The sequence below is a fragment of the Streptomyces sp. NPDC031064 genome (assembly GCF_055570965.1).
The window spans coordinates 852076-870655 of sequence record NZ_JBVIGF010000002.1; the positions used below are offsets into that span (position 1 = coordinate 852076).

Here is an 18580-nt window from a genome sequence, read left to right on the forward strand (position 1 = left end):
CGGCATGCGCCCCATGCGAGGCCCGGTGGAGGCGGCCGGGATCAGCGCCGCAGCGGCAGCGCCGCCAGTTCCGCCACCGCCCACGTCAGCGGCGCGAACACGGCCAGCAGCGTCAGGGCGCGCAGCGCCACCGCGAGCCGGAGCATCCCGCCCGAGGCGCCCAGCCGCAGCAGCGCGTCCTTCGTGGTGACGCGGGTCTGCCGGGACTCCAGCGCAGCGGTCAGCAGCGTCGCCGTGGTGCACGCCATGACCAGTGCCGCGCCCAGCCCGGTCAGCGGGCCGAAGGGGCGCGCGCCGGCCGCCCCGTACAGGCTCGTCGCCCCGATCGTCGTCGCGGCCACCGCGCCCGCCACGCCCAGCGGGCGGCCGATCCGCCGGGCCTCCTCCATCAGGGCGCGTCCCGCCAGCAGCCGGGTCACGCCCGGCCGGAACGTCTGGAGCAGTTGCCCGGACGCGTAGGTGAGCCCCGGCCCGGCGACGGCGAGGCCCAGCGCGGTGAGCGCCCAGCCCGCCAGCACGCCCGCCGGGCCGCCGCCGAAACCGCCCGCGGGCGGCAGCGCGTCCAGGGCCGTGCCGCGCGCGGCGTACGTCTCGATCGCCAGGCCCAGCGCGATCAGCGCCACGCCCCACGGCAGCCCGGCCGGTGCCACCGGCGGGGCGGTTTCGGCGGCGTCCGGGTCGTCGTCCAGGACGGCCTTGCGGCTCGGGCGCAGCGTCAGGGCGGCGGCCCCGGACGCGGTGACCGGCACGATCGCGAGCAGGGTCAGCGCGGCGGCGAGCGGCAGTGGCCGGCCGGCGCCCAGCAGCTCGGCGGACGCCCCGTCGAACGGCAGGCCCGTGAGGTCGCCGCGCAGGTGGAGGAAGACCAGCAGGGCGACCATCGAGCCGAGCGTGCAGGACACGGCGGTCGACGCGGCGGCGATGGCGGCGAGCCGGGCCGGGCCCAGCCCGATGGCCGACAGGCTGGGGCGCGGCCGGGTCGCCGGGTCGGTACGGGCGACGGCGACCGCGAAGTGCACGGTCGCGGCGAGCGGCAGGGCGCACCAGGCCAGCCGCATCAGGGCCGCCTGCGACTCGCCGGGGTGCCCGATCGCGTACCCCAGGGTGCACAGCAGCAGGAACCCCACCCCGGCCGAGGCGGCCGCGACGAGCAGCCGCCGCAGGAGCACCAGGGGGTGGGTGCCGCGGGCTAGACGGAGAGCGAGCACGCGTCGCGGCCCTCCGCTCCGTTGAGGTGTACGGAGTTGACGCGCCGCCCGTCGAGCAGGCGCACCGTGCGGTCGGCGAGCGCCGCCACCTCCGGGTCGTGGGTGGCGAGCAGGACGGTGATGCGGTGTGACCGGGCGGCCGCGGTGAGGGTGCGGAGCACCTGGGCGCCGTCGGCGCGGTGCAGGGGCGCGGTCGGTTCGTCGGCGAACAGCAGCGACGGCATGGTGACCAGGGCGCGGGCGATGGCGACGCGCTGGCGCTGGGCCTGCGGGAGGGCGTGCGGCCGCTTGCGCGCGCAGTCGCCGGCGTCGAGCCGCTCCAGCCAGTCCAGGGCGGCGGCCTTGGCGGCGCGGCGGGAGGTGCCGCGCAGCATCAGCGGCAGGGCGGTGTTCTCCCAGGCGGTCAGTTCGGGGACGAGGCCCGGCTCGGGGCCGATCCAGCCGAACCGGTCGCGGCGGAGCCGCTCGCGCTGGAGCTGGGTCATGGTGTGGACGGGGGCGCTGTTGTACCAGACCTCGCCGTCGCGGGGGACGAGCCGGCCGGACAGGCAGCGCAGGAGCGTCGTCTTGCCGCATCCGCGCGGCCCGCTGACCGCGAGGATCTCGCCCTCGCGCACGCCGAGGGAGACACCTTGAAGCGCGGGGGAGCCGTTGTGGGAGTGGTGCAGGGCGCGTGCCCAGAGCACGTCGTTGTCCGGCGGGGCCACCATGGCGAACACCTCGGTATCGGTTCTGATGTGTCGTCCCCCGTACGTTGTTCCCCCGTATGGGGGAACGATGGCAGGGCGGATCGGTCACAGGAACCGTAGGTATTGGCGAGCCGGGTGTCCGGACAGCACACGGCCCGGGTCACGCCATCTCACTCGGATGGGGCATGACCCGGGCCGCGTTCAGCCTACGATCGGACGATCACGTCGAGGGTTACAGCTTCGTCCAGGCCTCGGTGAGGGTGGCCCGGAGGATCTGCTCGATCTCGTCGAACGTGGACTGGTCGGCCACCAGCGGCGGCGCGAGCTGGACGACCGGGTCGCCGCGGTCGTCGGCACGGCAGTACAGGCCGTTGTCGTACAGCGCCTTGGAGAGGAACCCGTACAGGACGCGCTCGGTCTCCTCCTCGTTGAACGACTCCTTGGTCGCCTTGTCCTTGACGAGCTCGATGCCGTAGAAGTAGCCGTTGCCGCGGACGTCGCCGACGATCGGCAGGTCGTGCAGCTTCTCCAGCGTGGCGCGGAAGGCGCCCTCGTTGTCCAGGACGTGCTGGTTGAGGTTCTCGCGCTCGAAGATGTCGAGGTTGGCGAGGCCGACGGCCGCGGAGACCGGGTGGCCACCGAAGGTGTAGCCGTGCAGGAAGGTGTTGTCACCCTTGTAGAACGGCTCCGCCAGGCGGTCGGAGACGATGCACGCGCCGATCGGGGAGTAGCCCGAGGTCATGCCCTTGGCGCAGGTGATCATGTCCGGTACGTAGCCGAACTTGTCACACGCGAACATCGTGCCGAGGCGGCCGAAGGCGCAGATGACCTCGTCGGAGACGAGCAGCACGTCGTACTGGTCGCAGATCTCGCGCACGCGCTGGAAGTAGCCGGGCGGCGGCGGGAAGCAGCCACCGGCGTTCTGCACCGGCTCCAGGAAGACCGCGGCGACGGTCTCCGGGCCCTCGAAGAGGATCTGCTGCTCGATCTGGTCGGCGGCCCAGCGGCCGAAGGCCTCGGGGTCGTCGCCGTGGATCGGGGCGCGGTAGATGTTGGTGTTCGGCACCTTGTGCGCGCCCGGCACCAGCGGCTCGAAGGGGGCCTTCAGGCCCGGCAGGCCGGTGATGGACAGCGCGCCCTGCGGGGTGCCGTGGTAGGCGACCGCGCGGGAGATGACCTTGTGCTTGGTGGGCTTGCCGACCAGCTTGAAGTACTGCTTGGCCAGCTTCCAGGCGGTCTCGACCGCCTCGCCGCCACCGGTGGTGAAGAAGACCTTGTTGAGGTCACCGGGGGCGTGGTGCGCGATGCGCTCGGCCAGCTCGACGGCCTTCGGGTGGGCGTAGGACCACACCGGGAAAAAGGCGAGCTCCTGGGCCTGCTTGTAGGCGGTCTCGGCGAGCTCGGTCCGGCCGTGGCCGGCCTGGACCACGAACAGGCCGGCGAGGCCGTCGAGGTAGCGCTTGCCCTTGTCGTCGAAGATGTAGGTGCCCTCGCCGCGGACGATGGTCGGGACGGGGCTGTTCTCGTACGACGACATGCGGGTGAAGTGCATCCACAGGTGGTCGTAGGCGGTCTTGGAGAGGTCCTTGCTCACGGCTATCGGGTTCCCCACATATAGGTCTGCTTCTTGAGCTTGAGGTAGACGAAGCTCTCGGTGGAGCGCACGCCGGGGAGAGTGCGGATGCGCTTGTTGATCACATCCAGAAGGTGGTCGTCGTCCTCGCAGACGATCTCCACCATGAGGTCGAAGGAGCCCGCGGTCATCACCACGTACTCGCATTCGGCCATGGCCGTCACGGCGTCCGCCACCTGCTCCACGTCGCCCTCGACATTGATGCCGACCATCGCCTGCCGGCGGAAGCCGACGGTGAGCGGGTCGGTGACGGCGACGATCTGCATGACGCCCTGATCGAGGAGCTTCTGGACGCGCTGCCGCACGGCCGCTTCGGACAGGCCGACGGCCTTGCCGATGGCGGCGTACGGACGGCGTCCGTCCTCCTGGAGCTGTTCGATGATCGCCAGGGATACGGCGTCGATCGTCGGTGACGATCCGTTCCCGGCCCTGGGGTCTGCGCTTCGACTGGCCACGTCTTCACTGTGCACCGAGTCTCGTCACTCGCGCAACCCCAGATCTAGGAAATTCGTTGTTCTGGAGATCCAATCCGACTGAATCCGAAGTTCTAGAGCGTCGGGCCTGTCGAAAGCGTGGGTTCAGCGATTAGGGTGGGGCTGTCCAGCACTTGGACACCGAGAACCACGAGACCGACAGGAGGGGTGGCAAGTGACCACCGAGCTGCGTCGTCTGCGCAACTACATCAACGGGGAGTTCCGGGACGCCGCCGACGGACGGACCATCGACGTGGTCAACCCGGCCACCGGCGAGGTGTACGCCACTTCTCCGCTCTCCGGGCAGGCGGACGTGGACGCCGCCATGGAGGTCGCCGCGGCCGCCTTCCCGGCCTGGCGCGACACCACGCCGGCCGAGCGCCAGAAGGTGCTGCTGAAGATCGCCGACGCCTTCGAGGAGCGCGCCGAGGACCTCATCGCGGCCGAGTGCGAGAACACCGGCAAGCCGATCGAGCTCACTCGCAGCGAAGAGATCCCGCCGATGGTGGACCAGATCCGCTTCTTCGCGGGCGCCGCGCGGCTGCTGGAGGGCAAGTCCGCCGGTGAGTACATGGAGGGCATGACCTCGATCATCCGGCGCGAGCCGGTCGGCGTCTGCGCGCAGGTCGCGCCGTGGAACTACCCGATGATGATGGCCGTGTGGAAGTTCGCCCCGGCGCTCGCCGCGGGCAACACCGTCGTCCTCAAGCCGTCGGACACCACGCCGGCGTCCACCGTGCTGATGGCCGAGATCATCGGCTCGATCGTCCCCAAGGGCGTCTTCAACGTCATCTGCGGCGACCGCGACACCGGCCGCGCCATGGTCGAGCACCCCACCCCCGCGATGGCCTCCATCACCGGCTCCGTACGCGCCGGCATGCAGGTCGCCGAGTCCGCCGCCAAGGACGTCAAGCGCGTCCACCTGGAGCTGGGCGGCAAGGCGCCGGTCGTCGTCTTCGAGGACACCGACATCGCCAAGGCCGTCGAGGACATCTCCGTCGCGGGCTTCTTCAACGCCGGCCAGGACTGCACCGCCGCCACCCGCGTGCTCGTCCACGAGTCCATCCACGACGAGTTCGTCTCCGCGCTCGCCAAGGCCGCGTCCGAGACCAAGACCGGTCAGCCGGACGACGCGGACGTGCTCTACGGCCCGCTGAACAACGCCAACCAGCTCAAGCAGGTCACCGGCTTCATCGACCGCCTCCCCGCCCACGCCAAGGTCGAGGCGGGCGGCCACCGGGTCGGCGACAAGGGCTACTTCTACGCCCCGACCGTCGTCTCCGGCCTCAAGCAGGACGACGAGATCGTGCAGAACGAGGTCTTCGGCCCCGTCATCACCGTCCAGTCCTTCCGCGACGAGGAGCAGGCCGTCGAGTACGCCAACGGCGTCGAGTACGCGCTCGCCTCCTCCGTCTGGACCAAGGACCACGCGCGCGCGATGCGCATGTCCAAGGCGCTGGACTTCGGCTGCGTGTGGATCAACACCCACATCCCGCTGGTCGCGGAGATGCCGCACGGCGGCTTCAAGAAGTCCGGCTACGGCAAGGACCTCTCGGCGTACGGCTTCGAGGACTACACGCGCGTCAAGCACGTGATGACCTCGCTCGGCTGACACACCGTCACGCCAATGGGCGGGCGGGCCAGGGGCTTGGTCCCCGGGCCCGCCCGCGCCCTTTCCGGCCCGGGTGATCGCCCGGGCGATCAGGGGTCCCGGCGGTTGAGCTCCTCCTGGACCGTGCCCTTCGGCCGGTCCGCCCGGCTCGCGTAGAGCTTCCCCTCACCGGCCGGGGTGAGCACCATCGAACCCCGCACCGGGCAGGCGCTCTTGGCCGAGGTGAGCGGCCCGAGAACGAGCCGGTCGCTGTGCGCACCCGAGAGCACGGCCTTCCACCTGCACTCCTTGAAGGAGCCCGCGCCGGTCGCCGTCGCGACCTCGTCACCGACCGCACCCTGCTTGATCGTCACCCTGAGGCTGTTCGCGGCGGGCTCGACCGGAAGGTCCCAGGTCCCGATGAACTTCGGGTGGACGGCGAGATCGCTCGTCTCCGCCGGCTTGAGCGTCGTGGACGCGCCCATCGTCTCCCACAGCAGCGTGCCGTCCGGCTGCGCCTTGAGCACCTGGTTCTGCGACGCCTTCGCGCAGGCCTTGGCCCCGGCGGGCACGGTCTTGGCCCTGCTGCCGCCGCCCAGGACGATCTTCTCGTCGCTGGCGGAGACCAGCGGGGCGCGGTCCTGGCAGAGCGCGTGCGGCAGGGTGTACGTGACGGTGGCCACCATCCGGCCCTTCTCGCCCTGCACGATGTCGAAGCGGCCCTGGAACTCGCCCTCGGTGCCCGCCCGCATCACGCCCTCCCACGCGCCGACGTAGGCGTCCGGCACGGCACCGATGGGCTCGCGGATCTCGGGCGTCTCGTCGTCGTCGCCGACGATCACGCCGATGACGGCGAGCAGGATGATGCCCACCACCGGCACCCCGATCACGATGCTCAGCACGATCACCGCCAGCCGCGCACCGCTCCCGGACCCGTTGCGCGGAGGGCTCGGGGCCAGGTGCTGAGGGGTGACGTACTGCGGCGACAGGGCTTGCGCGGGGACGTGGTGCACATACGGATGGGGCTGCGGCGCGGGAGGCGGCGTCTGGAACGCCGTGGGCGCGTACGGCAGGCCCGGGTGCGGCGGCTGCGGCGACTGCGGCGGGCCGACCGGGCCCGGCTGTGCCACCGGGCCGTGGGCCGACGCGGGCAGCTCCGCGTCCAGCAGCCGCGCCGCCCGCTGGCCCAGCTCCGCGAGCAGCGCGCCCGGCAGCCAGGCCCCGGCGGGTTCGGCGTCCCGCGTGGCCTCGATCAGCTCCGCCACCGACGGCCGGCCTGCCGGGTCCTTGATCAGACAGGCCCTGACCAGGCCCGTGAGCCGCTGCGGCACGCCCACCAGGTCGGGTTCCTCCTGCACGATCCGGTACATCAGGCTGTGGACGCCGCTGTCGGCGCTGCCGAACGGCATCCGCCCCGTCGCCGCGTACGCCAGCACCGCGCCCAGGCAGAACACGTCCGACGCGGGCGTGATGCTCTCGCCGCGCACCTGCTCCGGCGACATGAAACCGGGCGAGCCGACGACCGCGCCGGTACGGGTCCTGACGTCACCGGCGGCGCTGTGCGCGTCCAGCGCGCGGGCGATGCCGAAGTCGATCACACGGGGGCCGTCCACGGTCACCAGGACGTTGGAGGGCTTCAGGTCGCGGTGCACCAGGCCCACGGAGTGGATGGCCTCCAGCGCCTGGGAGAGCCCGCTCGCCAGGGCGCGTACGGACGTGTCGGGCAGGGGTCCGTGATCCCTGCCGACGACCTCCGACAGGGACGGACCCGGAATGTAACCGGTCGCCACCCAGGGCACCGCCGCCCCGGTGTCGGCGTCCAGCACCGGCGCCGTCCACCGCCCGCCGACCCGCCGCGCCGCGGACACCTCCTGCGCGAACCGCTGCCGGAACTCGCCGTCCTGGGCCAACTGACCGAGGATCAACTTCACGGCGACGGTCCGGCCGCCCTCGCTGCGCGCGAGATAGACACGGCCCATGCCGCCCTCGCCCAGGCGTCCGAGGAGGCGGTACGGGCCTATCCAGGTGGGGTCTTCAGCGGTGATCGGTTGCACTGTCGGATCTTCGCACAGTGACGCTCGGTCACCGGCCCGCCCGCCGCTTTCCGCCCGGCCCAGGAGCGTGCGACGGCCGGGGGCGGGTACCCGGACGGCCCGCGACCAGGGAGGAAGCATGAGCCAGGAGAAGGACCGTGGCACCCGCGAGCCCCACGACGAGCGCGGACCCGGAGCCCACTCGGGCGCGGAGCAGCAGGCCACCCGCCGCACCGTCCCCGGCACGGCGAGCGCGGCGGAGGGCTACCGCCCCGGCGAGGGCACCGAGGGCGGCGAACCGCTCAAGGGAGTCGAGGCGGAACAGAAGGACACGGACACGCAGGACACCGGCGAGTAGGGCGCTCCCCGGCGCAGGGCGCGGACGCCACCATCCTGCCGCACACCGGTCGGCCCGGACGCGCCCGGGCCCCGGCAAAGTGCGCGTAAACCCCGGCGTACGCTGCGGACATGAGCGAGACCCGCGCCCTACTGCGGCGCATACGTGTGTGGTTGGTGGTCTTCATCGTCTGTCTGGTGCTGAGCGGAGCCACGGCCTTCCCGCTCGTCACCGAACTGCGTCTCGCCGAGGACGCCCTCAACGGCTGGGCGTCCCCCGTCGCCGACGCCTTCCCGGGCCTCCAGGAGTGGATCGAGCGCGTCCGCACCGGCCTCGACGCCGCCGACGAGCAGTACCCGTTCCTGCTGTACGGGACCGACTGGCTCGCCTTCGCGCACCTCGTCATCGCGGTCGCCTTCTACGGGCCCTACCGCGACCCCGTCCGCAACATCTGGGTGATCGACTTCGGGATGATCGCCTGCGCCGGGATCATCCCGCTCGCGCTGATCTGCGGCCCCATCCGGGGTATCCCCTTCTGGTGGTCGGTGATCGACATGTCCTTCGGCGTCTTCGGAGTGATCCCGCTGCTCGTCGTACGCCGCATGATCAAGCGCCTGGAGGCGCTGACCGCCCCGGTGCTCAGCGCGCGAACGCTGCCCGCATGATCCGCTCGGCCACCGGGTTCATGCCCTCGCCCTTCGCGTCCGTCGAGTTCACGGAGTACACGAGGGTGCGGGAGAGGTCCTCGGTGGCCGCGATCACCGTGTTGTAGCCCCACCGGCCGCCGGTCTTCAGCCACAGCACGCGGCCGTCCTCCGCCTCGTACCGCTGCAACCCCGCGCTCATGGTCGCCCCGGGCACACCCGCCGGAACGGTGAACATCTCCTTCAGCAGCGGGCCGCGCACCACCTGCCCCCGGAACAGCGCCAGCAGGAACCGCTCCAGGTCGGCGGTCGTCGAGACGATGTCGCCGGCCGCCCAGCCGTCCGTGACGCCCCACACCGTCACGTCGCGCAGCTCACGTGTGCCGTCCGGCATCGGGAAGACCTGGTAGCCGTGGTTGTGCGGGCCCCGGATGCGCGGCGAGGTGCCCGGGAAGTAGGTGCCGTGCAGGCCGAGCGGGCGCAGGACGCGGCGGGTGACCTGGTCCGCGTACGTCCCGCCCGTGACGCGCTCGATCAGCAGCCCGGCGATCGTGTACCCGATGTTGCTGTAGCGCTGGACCTCCCCGGGCGGGGCGACCCGCTCCTTGGCGGTCGCGGAGGCGACGATCCGGCGCGGGTCGTGCACGTCGAAGCGGTGGGCGTACCAGTCGTGGACGTCCTCGCCGGGGAAGTCGCCGTCGGGCAGCCCGTGCGTGTGGTCGAGGAGCTGGCGCACGGTGACCTTGTCGTACGCGGCCGGGATCAGGTCCGGCAGGTAGTCCCGGACGTACCCGTCGAGGTCCACCGCCCCCTCGCCCGCGAGCTGGAGCACCACCGCCGCCGTGAACACCTTGGTCACCGAACCGGCACGGAAGCGGCCCTCCGGGTCCGCCGGGCGGCCGCTCCCCAGGTCGTGGACGCCCGCGCTGCCGCGCCAGTTCCCGCCGGTGCCGCCGACCCGGACCAGGGCGGCGGTCGCCTCGGCGTCCGGCAGCCCGGCGAGCGCGGCGCGCAGCGCACCGGCGTCCGGAGCGGGGTGGCTTCGCGCGGTGGCCGGGGCGGTGGCCGGAGCGGGGTGGCTCCGCGCCGTGGCGGGGGCGGCCAGGGAACCCGCCGCCACACCGAGGACGAGCGCCGTGGCGAGGAGGGTACGCGTGCGTGTGTTCATGGTCGGCTCCAGGTTCGACAGCCGTTGATCGGACGGCTCCCATCCTGGTGACCGAGCGCTCCGGCCGGATCGCCGCAGCGGGGGATCATCGACGGGCCCGGCCTCCCTCCGACGGGGGAGAACCGGCGGTGATCAGGCCCGTCTCGTACGCGCAGATGACCGCCTGGACGCGGTCCCTCAGTCCCAGCTTGGACAGCACGTTGCCGACGTGCGTCTTCACCGTGTGCTCACTGACGACGAACTCGGCGGCGATCTCCGCGTTCGACAGCCCCCGCCCCAGCAGGAGCAGCGTCTCGCGCTCCCGGGCGGTCAGCGCCGCCAGCCGGGCGCCGTCCGTCCTCCGGGAGCCACGGGCGGTGTACTCCTCGACGAGCCGGCGCGCCACGGACGGCGCGAGCAGCGAGTCGCCCCGCGCCACCACCCGTACCGCGTGCACCAGGTCGTCGCGCCGCACGTCCTTCAGCAGGAAGCCGCTCGCCCCCGCGTGCAGCGCCTCGTACACGTACTCGTCGGAGTCGAAGGTCGTCAGCATCACCGTCCGGCAGGCGCTGCTCGCGCTGATCGCCCGGCACGCCTCGATGCCGTCCATGACCGGCATCCGCACGTCCAGCAGCGCCACCTCCGGGGCGTGGCGCCGCACCGCGTCGACCGCCCGCGCCCCGTCGCCCGCCTCGGCGACCACCTCGATGTCCGGCTGGGCGTCCAGGATCATCGCGAAGCCGCCGCGCACCAGCTCCTGGTCGTCGGCCACCACCACCCGGATCACGCCCGCGCCCCCTCGCCGAACGGCAGCGACACCGCGACCCGGAAGCCCCGCCCGCCCGGGCCAGGCCCGCACACCGCGCTCCCGCCGTGCGCCGCCGCCCGCTCCCGCACGCCGGTCAGCCCGTGGCCGCCGCCCGAGCCCCTGGGCCCGCGCCCGTCGTCCGTCACCGTGACCTCCACCTCGTCCTCCCCGTACGCCAGCCGCACGGTGACCGCCCGGGCCGCCGCGTGCTTCACCGTGTTCGTCAGCGCCTCCTGCACCACCCGGTACACGGTCGCCCCGATCGCCGGCGGCAGGGCGCGGGCGGTGCCGGTCACCTCGTACGAGACGTCCAGGCCGCTGCGGCGCACCCGCTCCAGCAGGGCCGGCAGTCCGGCCGTGTCCGGCTGCGGCGCCCGGGGCGGGGCCCCGCCCGGGTCCTCCCGCAGGACGCCCAGCATGCCGCGCAGTTGCGCCATCGCCTCCCGGCCCGTCTCGGAGATCGCGTCGAACGCCGCCTCCGCCCGCTCCGGAGCCGCGCGCACCGCGACCGGCCCGGCCTCCGCCTGCACCACCATCAGGCTCACCGCGTGCGACAGGATGTCGTGCATCTCCCGGGCGATCCGGGTCCGTTCGCGGGCGGCGGCGTACCGCTGGCGCGTGTCGGTGAGCCGCCCGAGGACGTACGCCGCGCCGAACACGAACAGCGCGAACAGCAGCTCCCTGGCCGAGCGGGTGTTGAGCCACACCGACCCGGCGATGATCAACGGCAGCATCGCCGCCACGGTCACCCGGGTGCGGGGCGGCGACAGGGCGGCGATCGTGTAGACGATCACCAGCCCCGGGTACGGGAGCGGCTGGCCCGGCCCGTCGACCGCCAGCTCGTACAGCGCGCTCGTCGCCAGGATCGCCAGCAGGACCAGGGCCGGTGCCCGGCGGCGCCAGACCAGCGGCAGCACGGTCAGCGTCGTCAGCCCGTACGCCGTCCACGTCGCCGGCGGCAGGGCCGGGTCGCGCGGCACGACGAACGGCATGCTCATCGCGGCCTGTACCAGCAGTGCGAGACCGGCGTCCACGGCCCAGGGGCGGAGCCGGCCGGCCGGGCGGATCGCGGCCCAGGGGCGGGCCCGGCGGGCCGGGCGCGTCACGGCTTGCGGGCGACCGCGCCGAACTGGGCCACCTCCGTCGCCGCCGCGAACCGCCAGCTCGCGCACGACACGATGCCCGGCTCCAGGACCTCCAGACCGTCGAGGAACGACGCGAACTCGGCGCGGCTGCGGGCGGTGATCGGCGGGGTGGCGTTCTTGTTCCAGAACGCCATCGCCTCCGCGTTGCCCTCGCCGCCCAGCTCCAGCGTCGGGTGGGTCAGCACCAGGTGGCTGCCGGACGGCACCGCCGCCATCAGCGTCCGGACGATCGAACGGGCCTCGTCCGTGTCCAGGACGAAGTTCAGGATGCCGAGCATCATCACCGCGACCGGCCGGTCCAGGTCCAGGACCGGCCGGACCGCCTGAAGGATCCGCTCCGGCCGGTGCGCGTCCGCGTCGACGTACTCGGTCACGCCCTCGGGGGAACCGGTGAGCAGCGCGCGGGCGTGGGTGAGGACGATCGGGTCGTTGTCGACGTACACCACCCGCGCGTCGGGCGCGATGCGCTGGGCGACCTCGTGGGTGTTGTCGGCGGTCGGCAGGCCCGTGCCGATGTCCAGGAACTGCCGGACGCCCGCCTCACCGGCCAGGTACGTCACCGCCCGGCCGAGGAACGCCCGGTCGGCGCGGGCGACTTCGCCGATGCTCGGGTACATGGCGACGATCTCGTCGCCGACCGCGCGGTCGACGGGGTAGTTGTCCTTGCCGCCGAGCCAGTAGTTCCAGACGCGGGCGTTGTGCGCGATGTCGGTGCGGATCCTGCCGGTGCTGTCCGGGGTCACGTGCGGCTTCCCTTCAGTACGGCGCTCAGCGTGTCCACGCGGTTGGTGGTGATCGAGTCCACCCCGTCGGCGATCAGCCTACGCATGGTGCGGCGCGTGTCGGCCGTCCAGGCGGAAACGAGCAGCCCGTCCCGGTGGACCCGGTCGGCCAGCGCCCGACTGACCAGCCCGAAACGGTAGTTGAGCCAGCGCGGAGCCACCGCCTCCAGCAGCACCGGGCGCGGCGGGGCGAGCGTCGTCCACGTCAGGGCGATCTCGGCCCCCGGGTCGGCCGCGCGGACCAGCAGCATGGCGGCGGCACTGGAGCAGTAGTACGCGCGGTCGGCCGCGCCGCACTCGTGGACGGTGCCCACGATGGTGCGCACCGACCGCTCCGTGGCGCCCGGCAGGTCGACCATCACCCGGTGGCCACCGAGCGCGTCCAGCGCCTCGGCCAGCGTGGGCACGCCCTCCGCGCCGGTCAGCCCGCGCAGCTCGGCCAGCGTGACGTGCGCGAGCGGCCGGTCCACGCCCCACAGGCGCTTGAGCGACTCGTCGTGGAGGAGCACCGGGACGCCGTCGCGGGTGAGCCGTACGTCGATCTCCACCGCGTCCGCCCCGCGCGCGACCGCCGAGCGGAGCGACGCGAGGGTGTTCTCCCGGACGCGGTACGGGTCACCCCGGTGCGCGACGACGGTGACGGTACGCATCACGCCTACCGCGCGAGCCACTCGGTGGTGTAGCTGTCGATCTCGGCGGCGATCCTCGCCTTGCCGGCCGGGTCGAGGAACGACGCCTCCACGGCGTTCTTGGCGAGCTCGGCGACGCCCCGCTCGTCCAGCCCCAGCAGCCGGGCCGCGACCCCGTACTCGTTGTTGAGGTCGGTGCCGAACATCGGCGGGTCGTCGGAGTTGATGGTGACCAGCACACCGGCGGCGACCATCTCCTTGATGGGGTGCTCGTCGATGTCCGCGACGGCGCGGGTGGCGATGTTGGACGTCGGGCACACCTCCAGCGCGATGCGGTGCTCGGCGAGGTGCGCCAGCAGCTTCGGGTCCTGGACGGAGCTGGTGCCGTGGCCGATGCGCTCGGCGCGCAGCTCGGTCAGGGCGTCCCAGACGGTCCGCGGGCCGGTCGTCTCGCCGGCGTGCGGCACGGAGTGGAGCCCGGCGGCGATGGCCCGGTCGAAGTACGGCTTGAACTGCGGGCGCGGTACGCCGATCTCGGGGCCGCCGAGCCCGAACGACACCAGGCCCTCGGGCCGCAGGTCCACCGCGAGCCGGGCCGTCTCCTCGGCCGCCTCCAGACCGGCCTCGCCGGGGATGTCGAAGCACCAGCGCAGGATGACGCCGAGCTCGGTCTCGGCGGCGGTGCGGGCGTCCTCGATGGCGGCCATGAACGCCTTCTCGTCGATGCCGCGCCGGGTGGAGCTGTAGGGCGTGACGGTCAGCTCCGCGTACCGGATGTTCTGCCGGGCCATGTCCCGGGCGACCTCGTAGGTCAGCAGCCGGACGTCCTCCGGGGTGCGGATGAGGTCGACGACCGACAGGTACACCTCGATGAAGTGGGCGAAGTCGGTGAAGACGAAGTAGTCGACGAGCGCCTCGGGGTCGGTGGGGACCTTCGAGTCGGGGTGGCGGGCGGCCAGCTCGGCGACGATCCGGGGCGAGGCCGAGCCGACGTGGTGGACGTGCAGCTCCGCCTTGGGCAGCCCCGCGATGAAGGGGTGCAGATCGGTCATCGGGGTCCTCCGTGTGCGGTTCGCGGTTCGCCGGGCTGGTCAGGGATCATCGTAGGGCGGCCGTTAGCATGACCGGACACGATGGGGGAGGCCCATGTCAGAGCAGAGTGATCCGACCGATCCGTGGGCGCCGCCCGAGAGCAGGACGCCCCGGGACCGGGCCGAACCGTCACCGACGCCCCCTCCCGGAGTGCACGACCAGCCGACGATGACGTCCGTACCCGGCGAACTCCCGCCGCCCCCGATAGCCCCGGGCGGCCCCGCCCAGCCCCCGCCGGGCCCGTACGGCTACCCGGCCCCCACGCCGGCCACCGGTGCGTACGGCTACCCCGGCTACCCGGGTTACGGCACTCACGCCGGCTACGGCCCCTACGGCCAGCCCGGCTGGCAGCCGGCCCCGGCCAACGGCATGGGGATCACGGCGCTCGTCCTCGGCATCATCGCGGTGGTCGTCTTCTGCATGTGGGGCCTGGGCGTCATCCTGGGCGTCCTGGCCCTGATCTTCGGCATCATCGGCCGCAAGAAGGCCCAGCGGGGCGAGGCCAACAACCACGGCATGGCGCTCGCCGGCATCATCCTCGGCGCGGTGGGGATCGTGATCAGCGGCGCGTTCCTGGCCTTCCTGATCTGGTCGGTCGTGACCCGGCAGGGTGACGTCCACGAGGACGACAGCAGCGAGGACCCCTTCGCCACGTCGCTGGTCATCACGACGTCCCGCTGACGCGTGCCCTGCGGGCCTGCCCGTTGTGGGCCGTCGCCCGGCGGGCGGCCCCCGTCGCGGGCGGCGGTCGGGCGGGGCCCGCCCCCCGCGGTTCCCGTTGTGGGCAATCGTCCCGCAGGGCGATGGGGTCCACCTGCCCGGCCCGCCCCGGCCGTCGTCCGGTGGGAGCCGGTCACCCCATGGCCGCCCGCAACCTTCCGCGGGCCTCCATCAGCGCGAAGCCCAGGAGGTTCAGGCCGCGCCAGCGGGCCGGGTCGTGGGCGCGCTCGTCGTCGGCGGCGAGGCCGATGCCCCAGACGCGGTCCACGGGGCTCGCCTCGACCAGCACCCGGTCGCCCGTGGACAGCAGGAACGCCCGCAGCTCCGGGTCCGCGGCGAACTTGTGCTCGCTGCCCGCGACCACGATGCCGAACCGCTCCCGCTTCCATATCGCCTCGTCGAAGCCGCGCACCAGCCGGCCCGCCTTCTTCGCGAGCGCCGGGTTCGGCGCCTCGACGGCCTGGCGCTCGGCGTCCGCGTCGCCGAAGAGGCGGGCCTTCGACGCCATCATCCAGTGCTCGGCCGTCGCGTACTCCACGCCGTCGACCGTGAACGGCGACGGCCACCACTGGCTCAGGCAGCTCGCCCCGAGCGTCCCGTCCCGCTTCGGCGTGTGCCCCCAAAAGTGCAGGAACTTGACGCGCTCACCCCTGCTGACCTGCTCGATCAGCTCGTGGATCTTCTCCATGCACGCCAGTCTGGCAGCCGCCACTGACACTCCGTACGGAGATTCCCGCGTCCGCCCGACACATGGTCGACCGAATCCGTCGCGTAACCAAAAGGCAACAACGGAATCCCTTGTTGGGTAGGGATACCTCTGTCAGGATCGGCACTCAATTCGAGCCGGGACAACGGAGAGCGTCATGGGCAACCGCTTCCAGGAACTCGACCGCTTCGCGGCCGGGGCGCAGTACATCGGCGGGCGGCTGCGGCCCGGAACCTCGGGGCGTGAACACACCGTCGTCGACCCCGCGACCGGGGAGAAGGTCCTCGACTACGAACTCGCCGGCACCGCCGACGTGGACGCCGCCGTCGCCGCCGCCCGCGAGGCGCTGCCCGGCTGGGCGGGCGCGACACCGGGCGAGCGGTCCGACGCGATGCACCGGTTCGCCGCCCGACTGGCCGAGCAGGCCGAGGAGTTCGCCCAGGCGGAGTCCCTCCAGTGCGGCAAGCCCATCAAGCTGACGCGCGAGTTCGACGTGCCCGGCACGGTCGACAACACCGCCTTCTTCGCCGGCGCCGCCCGCCACCTCCAGGGCCAGTCGGCCGGCGAGTACAGCGGTGACCACACCTCGTACGTCCGCCGCGAACCGATCGGCGTCGTCGGGTCGATCGCGCCCTGGAACTACCCGTTGCAGATGGCCGCCTGGAAGGTCCTGCCGGCCATCGCCGCAGGCAACACCATCGTTCTGAAGCCCGCCGAACTCACCCCGCTCACCTCCCTGATGTTCGCGCAGGCGGCCACCGACGCGGGCATCCCGGACGGTGTCGTCAACATCGTCACCGGGGCGGGCAGGGAAGCCGGGGAACATCTCGTCGGGCACCCGGACGTGGCGATGACGTCCTTCACCGGCTCCACCGCCGTCGGCAAGCGCGTCGCCGAGATCGCCACCGCCACCGTCAAGCGGCTCCACCTCGAACTCGGTGGCAAGGCACCCTTCGTCGTCTTCGACGACGCCGACCTGGAGGCCGCCGTCCACGGCGCGGTCGCCGGCGCGCTCATCAACACCGGCCAGGACTGCACCGCCGCCACGCGCGCGTACGTCCAACGGCCGCTGTACGACGCGTTCGTGGAGCAGGTCGCCGACCTGATGGCGAGCGTACGCGTGGGTGACCCCTTCGAGGAGAGCACCGACCTCGGGCCGCTCATCAGCCACGCCCAGCGCGACCGCGTCGCCGCCTTCGTCGACCGCGCCCGTGCGTACGCCACCGTCGTCACCGGCGGTGTCGCGCCCACCAACGGCGGCGCCTACTACCGGCCCACCCTCATCACCGGCGCCGCCCAGGACAGCGAGATCGTCCAGGCGGAGATCTTCGGACCGGTACTGGTCGTGCTGCCCTTCGACACCGACGACGAGGGCCTCGCCCTGGCCAACGACACGCCGTACGGCCTCGCGGCCTCCGCCTGGACCCGCGACGTGTACCGCGCCGGCCGCGCCACCCGTGAGATCAAGGCGGGCTGCGTCTGGGTCAACGACCACATCCCGATCATCAGCGAGATGCCGCACGGGGGCTACAAGGCATCCGGCTTCGGAAAGGACATGTCAACGTACTCCTTCGAGGAGTACACGCAGGTCAAGCACGTGATGTACGACAACACGGCGGTCGCCAGGAAGGACTGGCACCGGACCATCTTCGGGGACCGATAGCCCACGACGGCCCACACCGAAAGGCACAGCGCATGGAGCAGTACGAGCCCGACCTCTCCGCGGCACAACTCGCCGCGATGCGGCGCAGCCTCACGAACGGCAGGGGAGCCCTCACCCGCCGTTCCCTGCTGCGCGCCACGGGCGTCGGCGCGCTCACGATCGGCGGCGTCGCCGGTCTGGGCGCCTGTGGAATCCCGCCCGCCAAACGGGAGGGCGACGGCCCCGCCTCCACCGACTTCTCGGCCAAGGAGAAGCAGCTCAACTTCTCCAACTGGACCCAGTACATCGACATCAGCGACGACGAGAAGCACCGTCCCACCCTGGAGGCGTTCACCAAGCGCACCGGGATCAAGGTCAAGTACACCGAGGACATCAACGACAACGTCGAGTTCTTCGGCAAGATCAAGCCGCAGCTCGCCGCCGGCCAGGACACCGGCCGTGACCTGATCTGCGTCACCGACTGGCTCGCCGCCCGCATCATCCGCCTCGGCTGGGCGCAGAAGCTGGACCCGGCCAACCTCCCGAACGCGTACGCGAACCTGTCCTCGCAGTTCCGCCGCCCCGACTGGGACCCGGGCCGCGCCTACTCGTACCCGTGGACCGGCATCTCCACCGTCATCGCGTACAACAAGAAGGCCACCGGCGGCCGCAAGGTCGACTCCGTCACCCAGCTCCTGGACGACCCCAAGCTCAAGGGGCGGGTGGCGTTCCTGTCAGAGATGCGCGACTCGATCGGCATGACGCTCATCGACATGGGCAAGGACCCGGGGAAGTTCACCGACGCCGACTTCGACGCCGCCCTCGGCCGCCTCCAGAAGGGGGTCGACACCCAGCAGATCCGCCGCTTCACCGGCAACGACTACACCGGCGACCTCAACAAGGGCGACATCGCCGCCTGCCTCGCCTGGGCCGGTGACGTCATCCAGCTCCAGGCCGACAACCCCGACATCCAGTTCGCGATCCCGAACGCCGGCTACATCACCTCCAGCGACAACCTCCTGGTCCCGGCCAAGGCGCGGCACAAGACGAACGCCGAGAAGCTCATCGACTACTACTACGAGCTTCCGAACGCCGCCCGCCTCGCCGCGTACATCAACTACGTCTGCCCCGTCGAGGGCGTACGCGAGGAACTGGCCAGGATCGACCCCGCCCTGGCGTCGAACACCCTGATCCTCCCGGACAAGGCGATGGCCGCGAAGTCCCGCGCCTTCCGCTCCCTCAGCAGCGCGGAAGAGACGGCGTACGAGCAGAAGTTCGCCAAGCTCATCGGCGCCTGAGCC

General features: G+C 72.2%; 18 protein-coding genes. 6 read left to right on the forward strand and 12 right to left on the reverse strand.

All coding sequences use genetic code 11. From position 1 onward, the window contains the following. Positions 1-41: 41 nt before the first annotated feature. From ACZ46W_RS10545 to ACZ46W_RS10560, 4 genes are all read right to left on the reverse strand, one after another. Entirely contained in the window at positions 42-1208 is a 1167-nt protein-coding gene (locus ACZ46W_RS10545) for a hypothetical protein (protein ID WP_468334406.1), read from the reverse strand. Beyond that, entirely contained in the window at positions 1190-1918 is a 729-nt protein-coding gene (locus tag ACZ46W_RS10550) for an ABC transporter ATP-binding protein (protein WP_468334409.1), read from the reverse strand. Before ACZ46W_RS10550 ends, ACZ46W_RS10545 begins: the two co-directional genes overlap by 19 nt. 211 nt (positions 1919-2129) lie before the next feature. Then, a complete protein-coding gene (locus ACZ46W_RS10555) occupies positions 2130-3509 on the reverse strand; it encodes an aspartate aminotransferase family protein (RefSeq protein WP_468334412.1) in 1380 nt (459 codons plus the stop codon). Beyond that, entirely contained in the window at positions 3494-4000 is a 507-nt protein-coding gene (locus ACZ46W_RS10560; RefSeq protein ID WP_189551667.1) for an Lrp/AsnC family transcriptional regulator, read from the reverse strand. Before ACZ46W_RS10560 ends, ACZ46W_RS10555 begins: the two co-directional genes overlap by 16 nt. Positions 4001-4178: 178 nt before the next feature. Here ACZ46W_RS10560 and ACZ46W_RS10565 point away from each other — a divergent pair, with 178 nt between their 5' ends. Beyond that, positions 4179-5615: a gamma-aminobutyraldehyde dehydrogenase gene (locus ACZ46W_RS10565; RefSeq protein ID WP_468334417.1), complete on the forward strand. Its 1437-nt coding sequence runs from the start codon at positions 4179-4181 to the stop codon at positions 5613-5615. A gap of 89 nt (positions 5616-5704) precedes the next feature. On the opposite strand, the gene ACZ46W_RS10570 is transcribed toward ACZ46W_RS10565, so the two are convergent. Next, entirely contained in the window at positions 5705-7648 is a 1944-nt protein-coding gene (locus ACZ46W_RS10570; RefSeq protein WP_468334420.1) for a serine/threonine-protein kinase, read from the reverse strand. A 118-nt stretch (positions 7649-7766) separates the two neighbouring features. On the opposite strand from ACZ46W_RS10570, the gene ACZ46W_RS10575 reads away from it, so the two are divergent. Then, positions 7767-7985, forward strand: a complete 219-nt coding sequence (locus ACZ46W_RS10575) for a hypothetical protein (RefSeq protein ID WP_468334423.1) — start codon at positions 7767-7769, stop codon at positions 7983-7985. Between the two features lie 110 nt (positions 7986-8095). Next, on the forward strand, positions 8096-8629 hold the full coding sequence (locus ACZ46W_RS10580) for a hypothetical protein (protein WP_468334426.1): 534 nt from the start codon (positions 8096-8098) through the stop codon (positions 8627-8629). Here the strand turns inward: ACZ46W_RS10580 and ACZ46W_RS10585 are convergent. From ACZ46W_RS10585 to ACZ46W_RS10610, 6 genes are all read right to left on the reverse strand, one after another. Further along, on the reverse strand, positions 8604-9776 hold the full coding sequence (locus ACZ46W_RS10585; protein WP_468334429.1) for a serine hydrolase domain-containing protein: 1173 nt from the start codon (positions 9774-9776) through the stop codon (positions 8604-8606). The two genes, ACZ46W_RS10580 and ACZ46W_RS10585, sit on opposite strands and share 26 nt — an antisense overlap. Positions 9777-9861: 85 nt before the next feature. Continuing rightward, positions 9862-10488 carry a response regulator gene (locus ACZ46W_RS10590; protein ID WP_468334762.1) on the reverse strand — a complete coding sequence of 209 codons (627 nt, stop codon included), beginning with the start codon at positions 10486-10488 and terminating at the stop codon, positions 9862-9864. 50 nt (positions 10489-10538) lie between these two features. Further along, the gene (locus ACZ46W_RS10595; RefSeq protein WP_468334432.1) at positions 10539-11669 is read right to left on the reverse strand and encodes a sensor histidine kinase; all 1131 of its coding nucleotides are present in this window, start codon (positions 11667-11669) and stop codon (positions 10539-10541) included. Beyond that, positions 11666-12451: an SAM-dependent methyltransferase gene (locus ACZ46W_RS10600; protein ID WP_468334435.1), complete on the reverse strand. Its 786-nt coding sequence runs from the start codon at positions 12449-12451 to the stop codon at positions 11666-11668. Before ACZ46W_RS10600 ends, ACZ46W_RS10595 begins: the two co-directional genes overlap by 4 nt. Continuing rightward, positions 12448-13140, reverse strand: coding sequence for a glycerophosphodiester phosphodiesterase (locus ACZ46W_RS10605; RefSeq protein WP_468334438.1), 693 nt, complete (start codon positions 13138-13140; stop codon positions 12448-12450). Before ACZ46W_RS10605 ends, ACZ46W_RS10600 begins: the two co-directional genes overlap by 4 nt. A gap of 5 nt (positions 13141-13145) precedes the next feature. After that, entirely contained in the window at positions 13146-14171 is a 1026-nt protein-coding gene (locus ACZ46W_RS10610; protein WP_468334441.1) for an adenosine deaminase, read from the reverse strand. A gap of 94 nt (positions 14172-14265) precedes the next feature. Here ACZ46W_RS10610 and ACZ46W_RS10615 point away from each other — a divergent pair, with 94 nt between their 5' ends. Continuing rightward, on the forward strand, positions 14266-14892 hold the full coding sequence (locus ACZ46W_RS10615; protein ID WP_468334444.1) for a DUF4190 domain-containing protein: 627 nt from the start codon (positions 14266-14268) through the stop codon (positions 14890-14892). A 172-nt stretch (positions 14893-15064) separates the two neighbouring features. On the opposite strand, the gene ACZ46W_RS10620 is transcribed toward ACZ46W_RS10615, so the two are convergent. After that, the gene (locus ACZ46W_RS10620) at positions 15065-15619 is read right to left on the reverse strand and encodes an NADAR family protein (protein ID WP_468334447.1); all 555 of its coding nucleotides are present in this window, start codon (positions 15617-15619) and stop codon (positions 15065-15067) included. 175 nt (positions 15620-15794) lie between these two features. Here ACZ46W_RS10620 and ACZ46W_RS10625 point away from each other — a divergent pair, with 175 nt between their 5' ends. Beyond that, positions 15795-17300: a gamma-aminobutyraldehyde dehydrogenase gene (locus tag ACZ46W_RS10625; protein WP_468334450.1), complete on the forward strand. Its 1506-nt coding sequence runs from the start codon at positions 15795-15797 to the stop codon at positions 17298-17300. A gap of 32 nt (positions 17301-17332) precedes the next feature. Next, positions 17333-18577, forward strand: coding sequence for a polyamine ABC transporter substrate-binding protein (locus tag ACZ46W_RS10630; protein ID WP_468334453.1), 1245 nt, complete (start codon positions 17333-17335; stop codon positions 18575-18577). Positions 18578-18580: the final 3 nt, after the last annotated feature.

Coding starts and splice junctions, on each gene's coding strand:
- ACZ46W_RS10550 (WP_468334409.1), bottom strand. CDS start 1,918: ATGGTGGCCCCGCCGGACAACGACGTGCTCTGGGCACGCGCCCTGCAC.
- ACZ46W_RS10575 (WP_468334423.1), top strand. CDS start 7,767: ATGAGCCAGGAGAAGGACCGTGGCACCCGCGAGCCCCACGACGAGCGC.
- ACZ46W_RS10580 (WP_468334426.1), top strand. CDS start 8,096: ATGAGCGAGACCCGCGCCCTACTGCGGCGCATACGTGTGTGGTTGGTG.
- ACZ46W_RS10585 (WP_468334429.1), bottom strand. CDS start 9,776: ATGAACACACGCACGCGTACCCTCCTCGCCACGGCGCTCGTCCTCGGT.
- ACZ46W_RS10590 (WP_468334762.1), bottom strand. CDS start 10,488: ATGATCCTGGACGCCCAGCCGGACATCGAGGTGGTCGCCGAGGCGGGC.
- ACZ46W_RS10605 (WP_468334438.1), bottom strand. CDS start 13,140: ATGCGTACCGTCACCGTCGTCGCGCACCGGGGTGACCCGTACCGCGTC.
- ACZ46W_RS10610 (WP_468334441.1), bottom strand. CDS start 14,171: ATGACCGATCTGCACCCCTTCATCGCGGGGCTGCCCAAGGCGGAGCTG.
- ACZ46W_RS10615 (WP_468334444.1), top strand. CDS start 14,266: ATGTCAGAGCAGAGTGATCCGACCGATCCGTGGGCGCCGCCCGAGAGC.
- ACZ46W_RS10620 (WP_468334447.1), bottom strand. CDS start 15,619: ATGGAGAAGATCCACGAGCTGATCGAGCAGGTCAGCAGGGGTGAGCGC.
- ACZ46W_RS10625 (WP_468334450.1), top strand. CDS start 15,795: ATGGGCAACCGCTTCCAGGAACTCGACCGCTTCGCGGCCGGGGCGCAG.
- ACZ46W_RS10630 (WP_468334453.1), top strand. CDS start 17,333: ATGGAGCAGTACGAGCCCGACCTCTCCGCGGCACAACTCGCCGCGATG.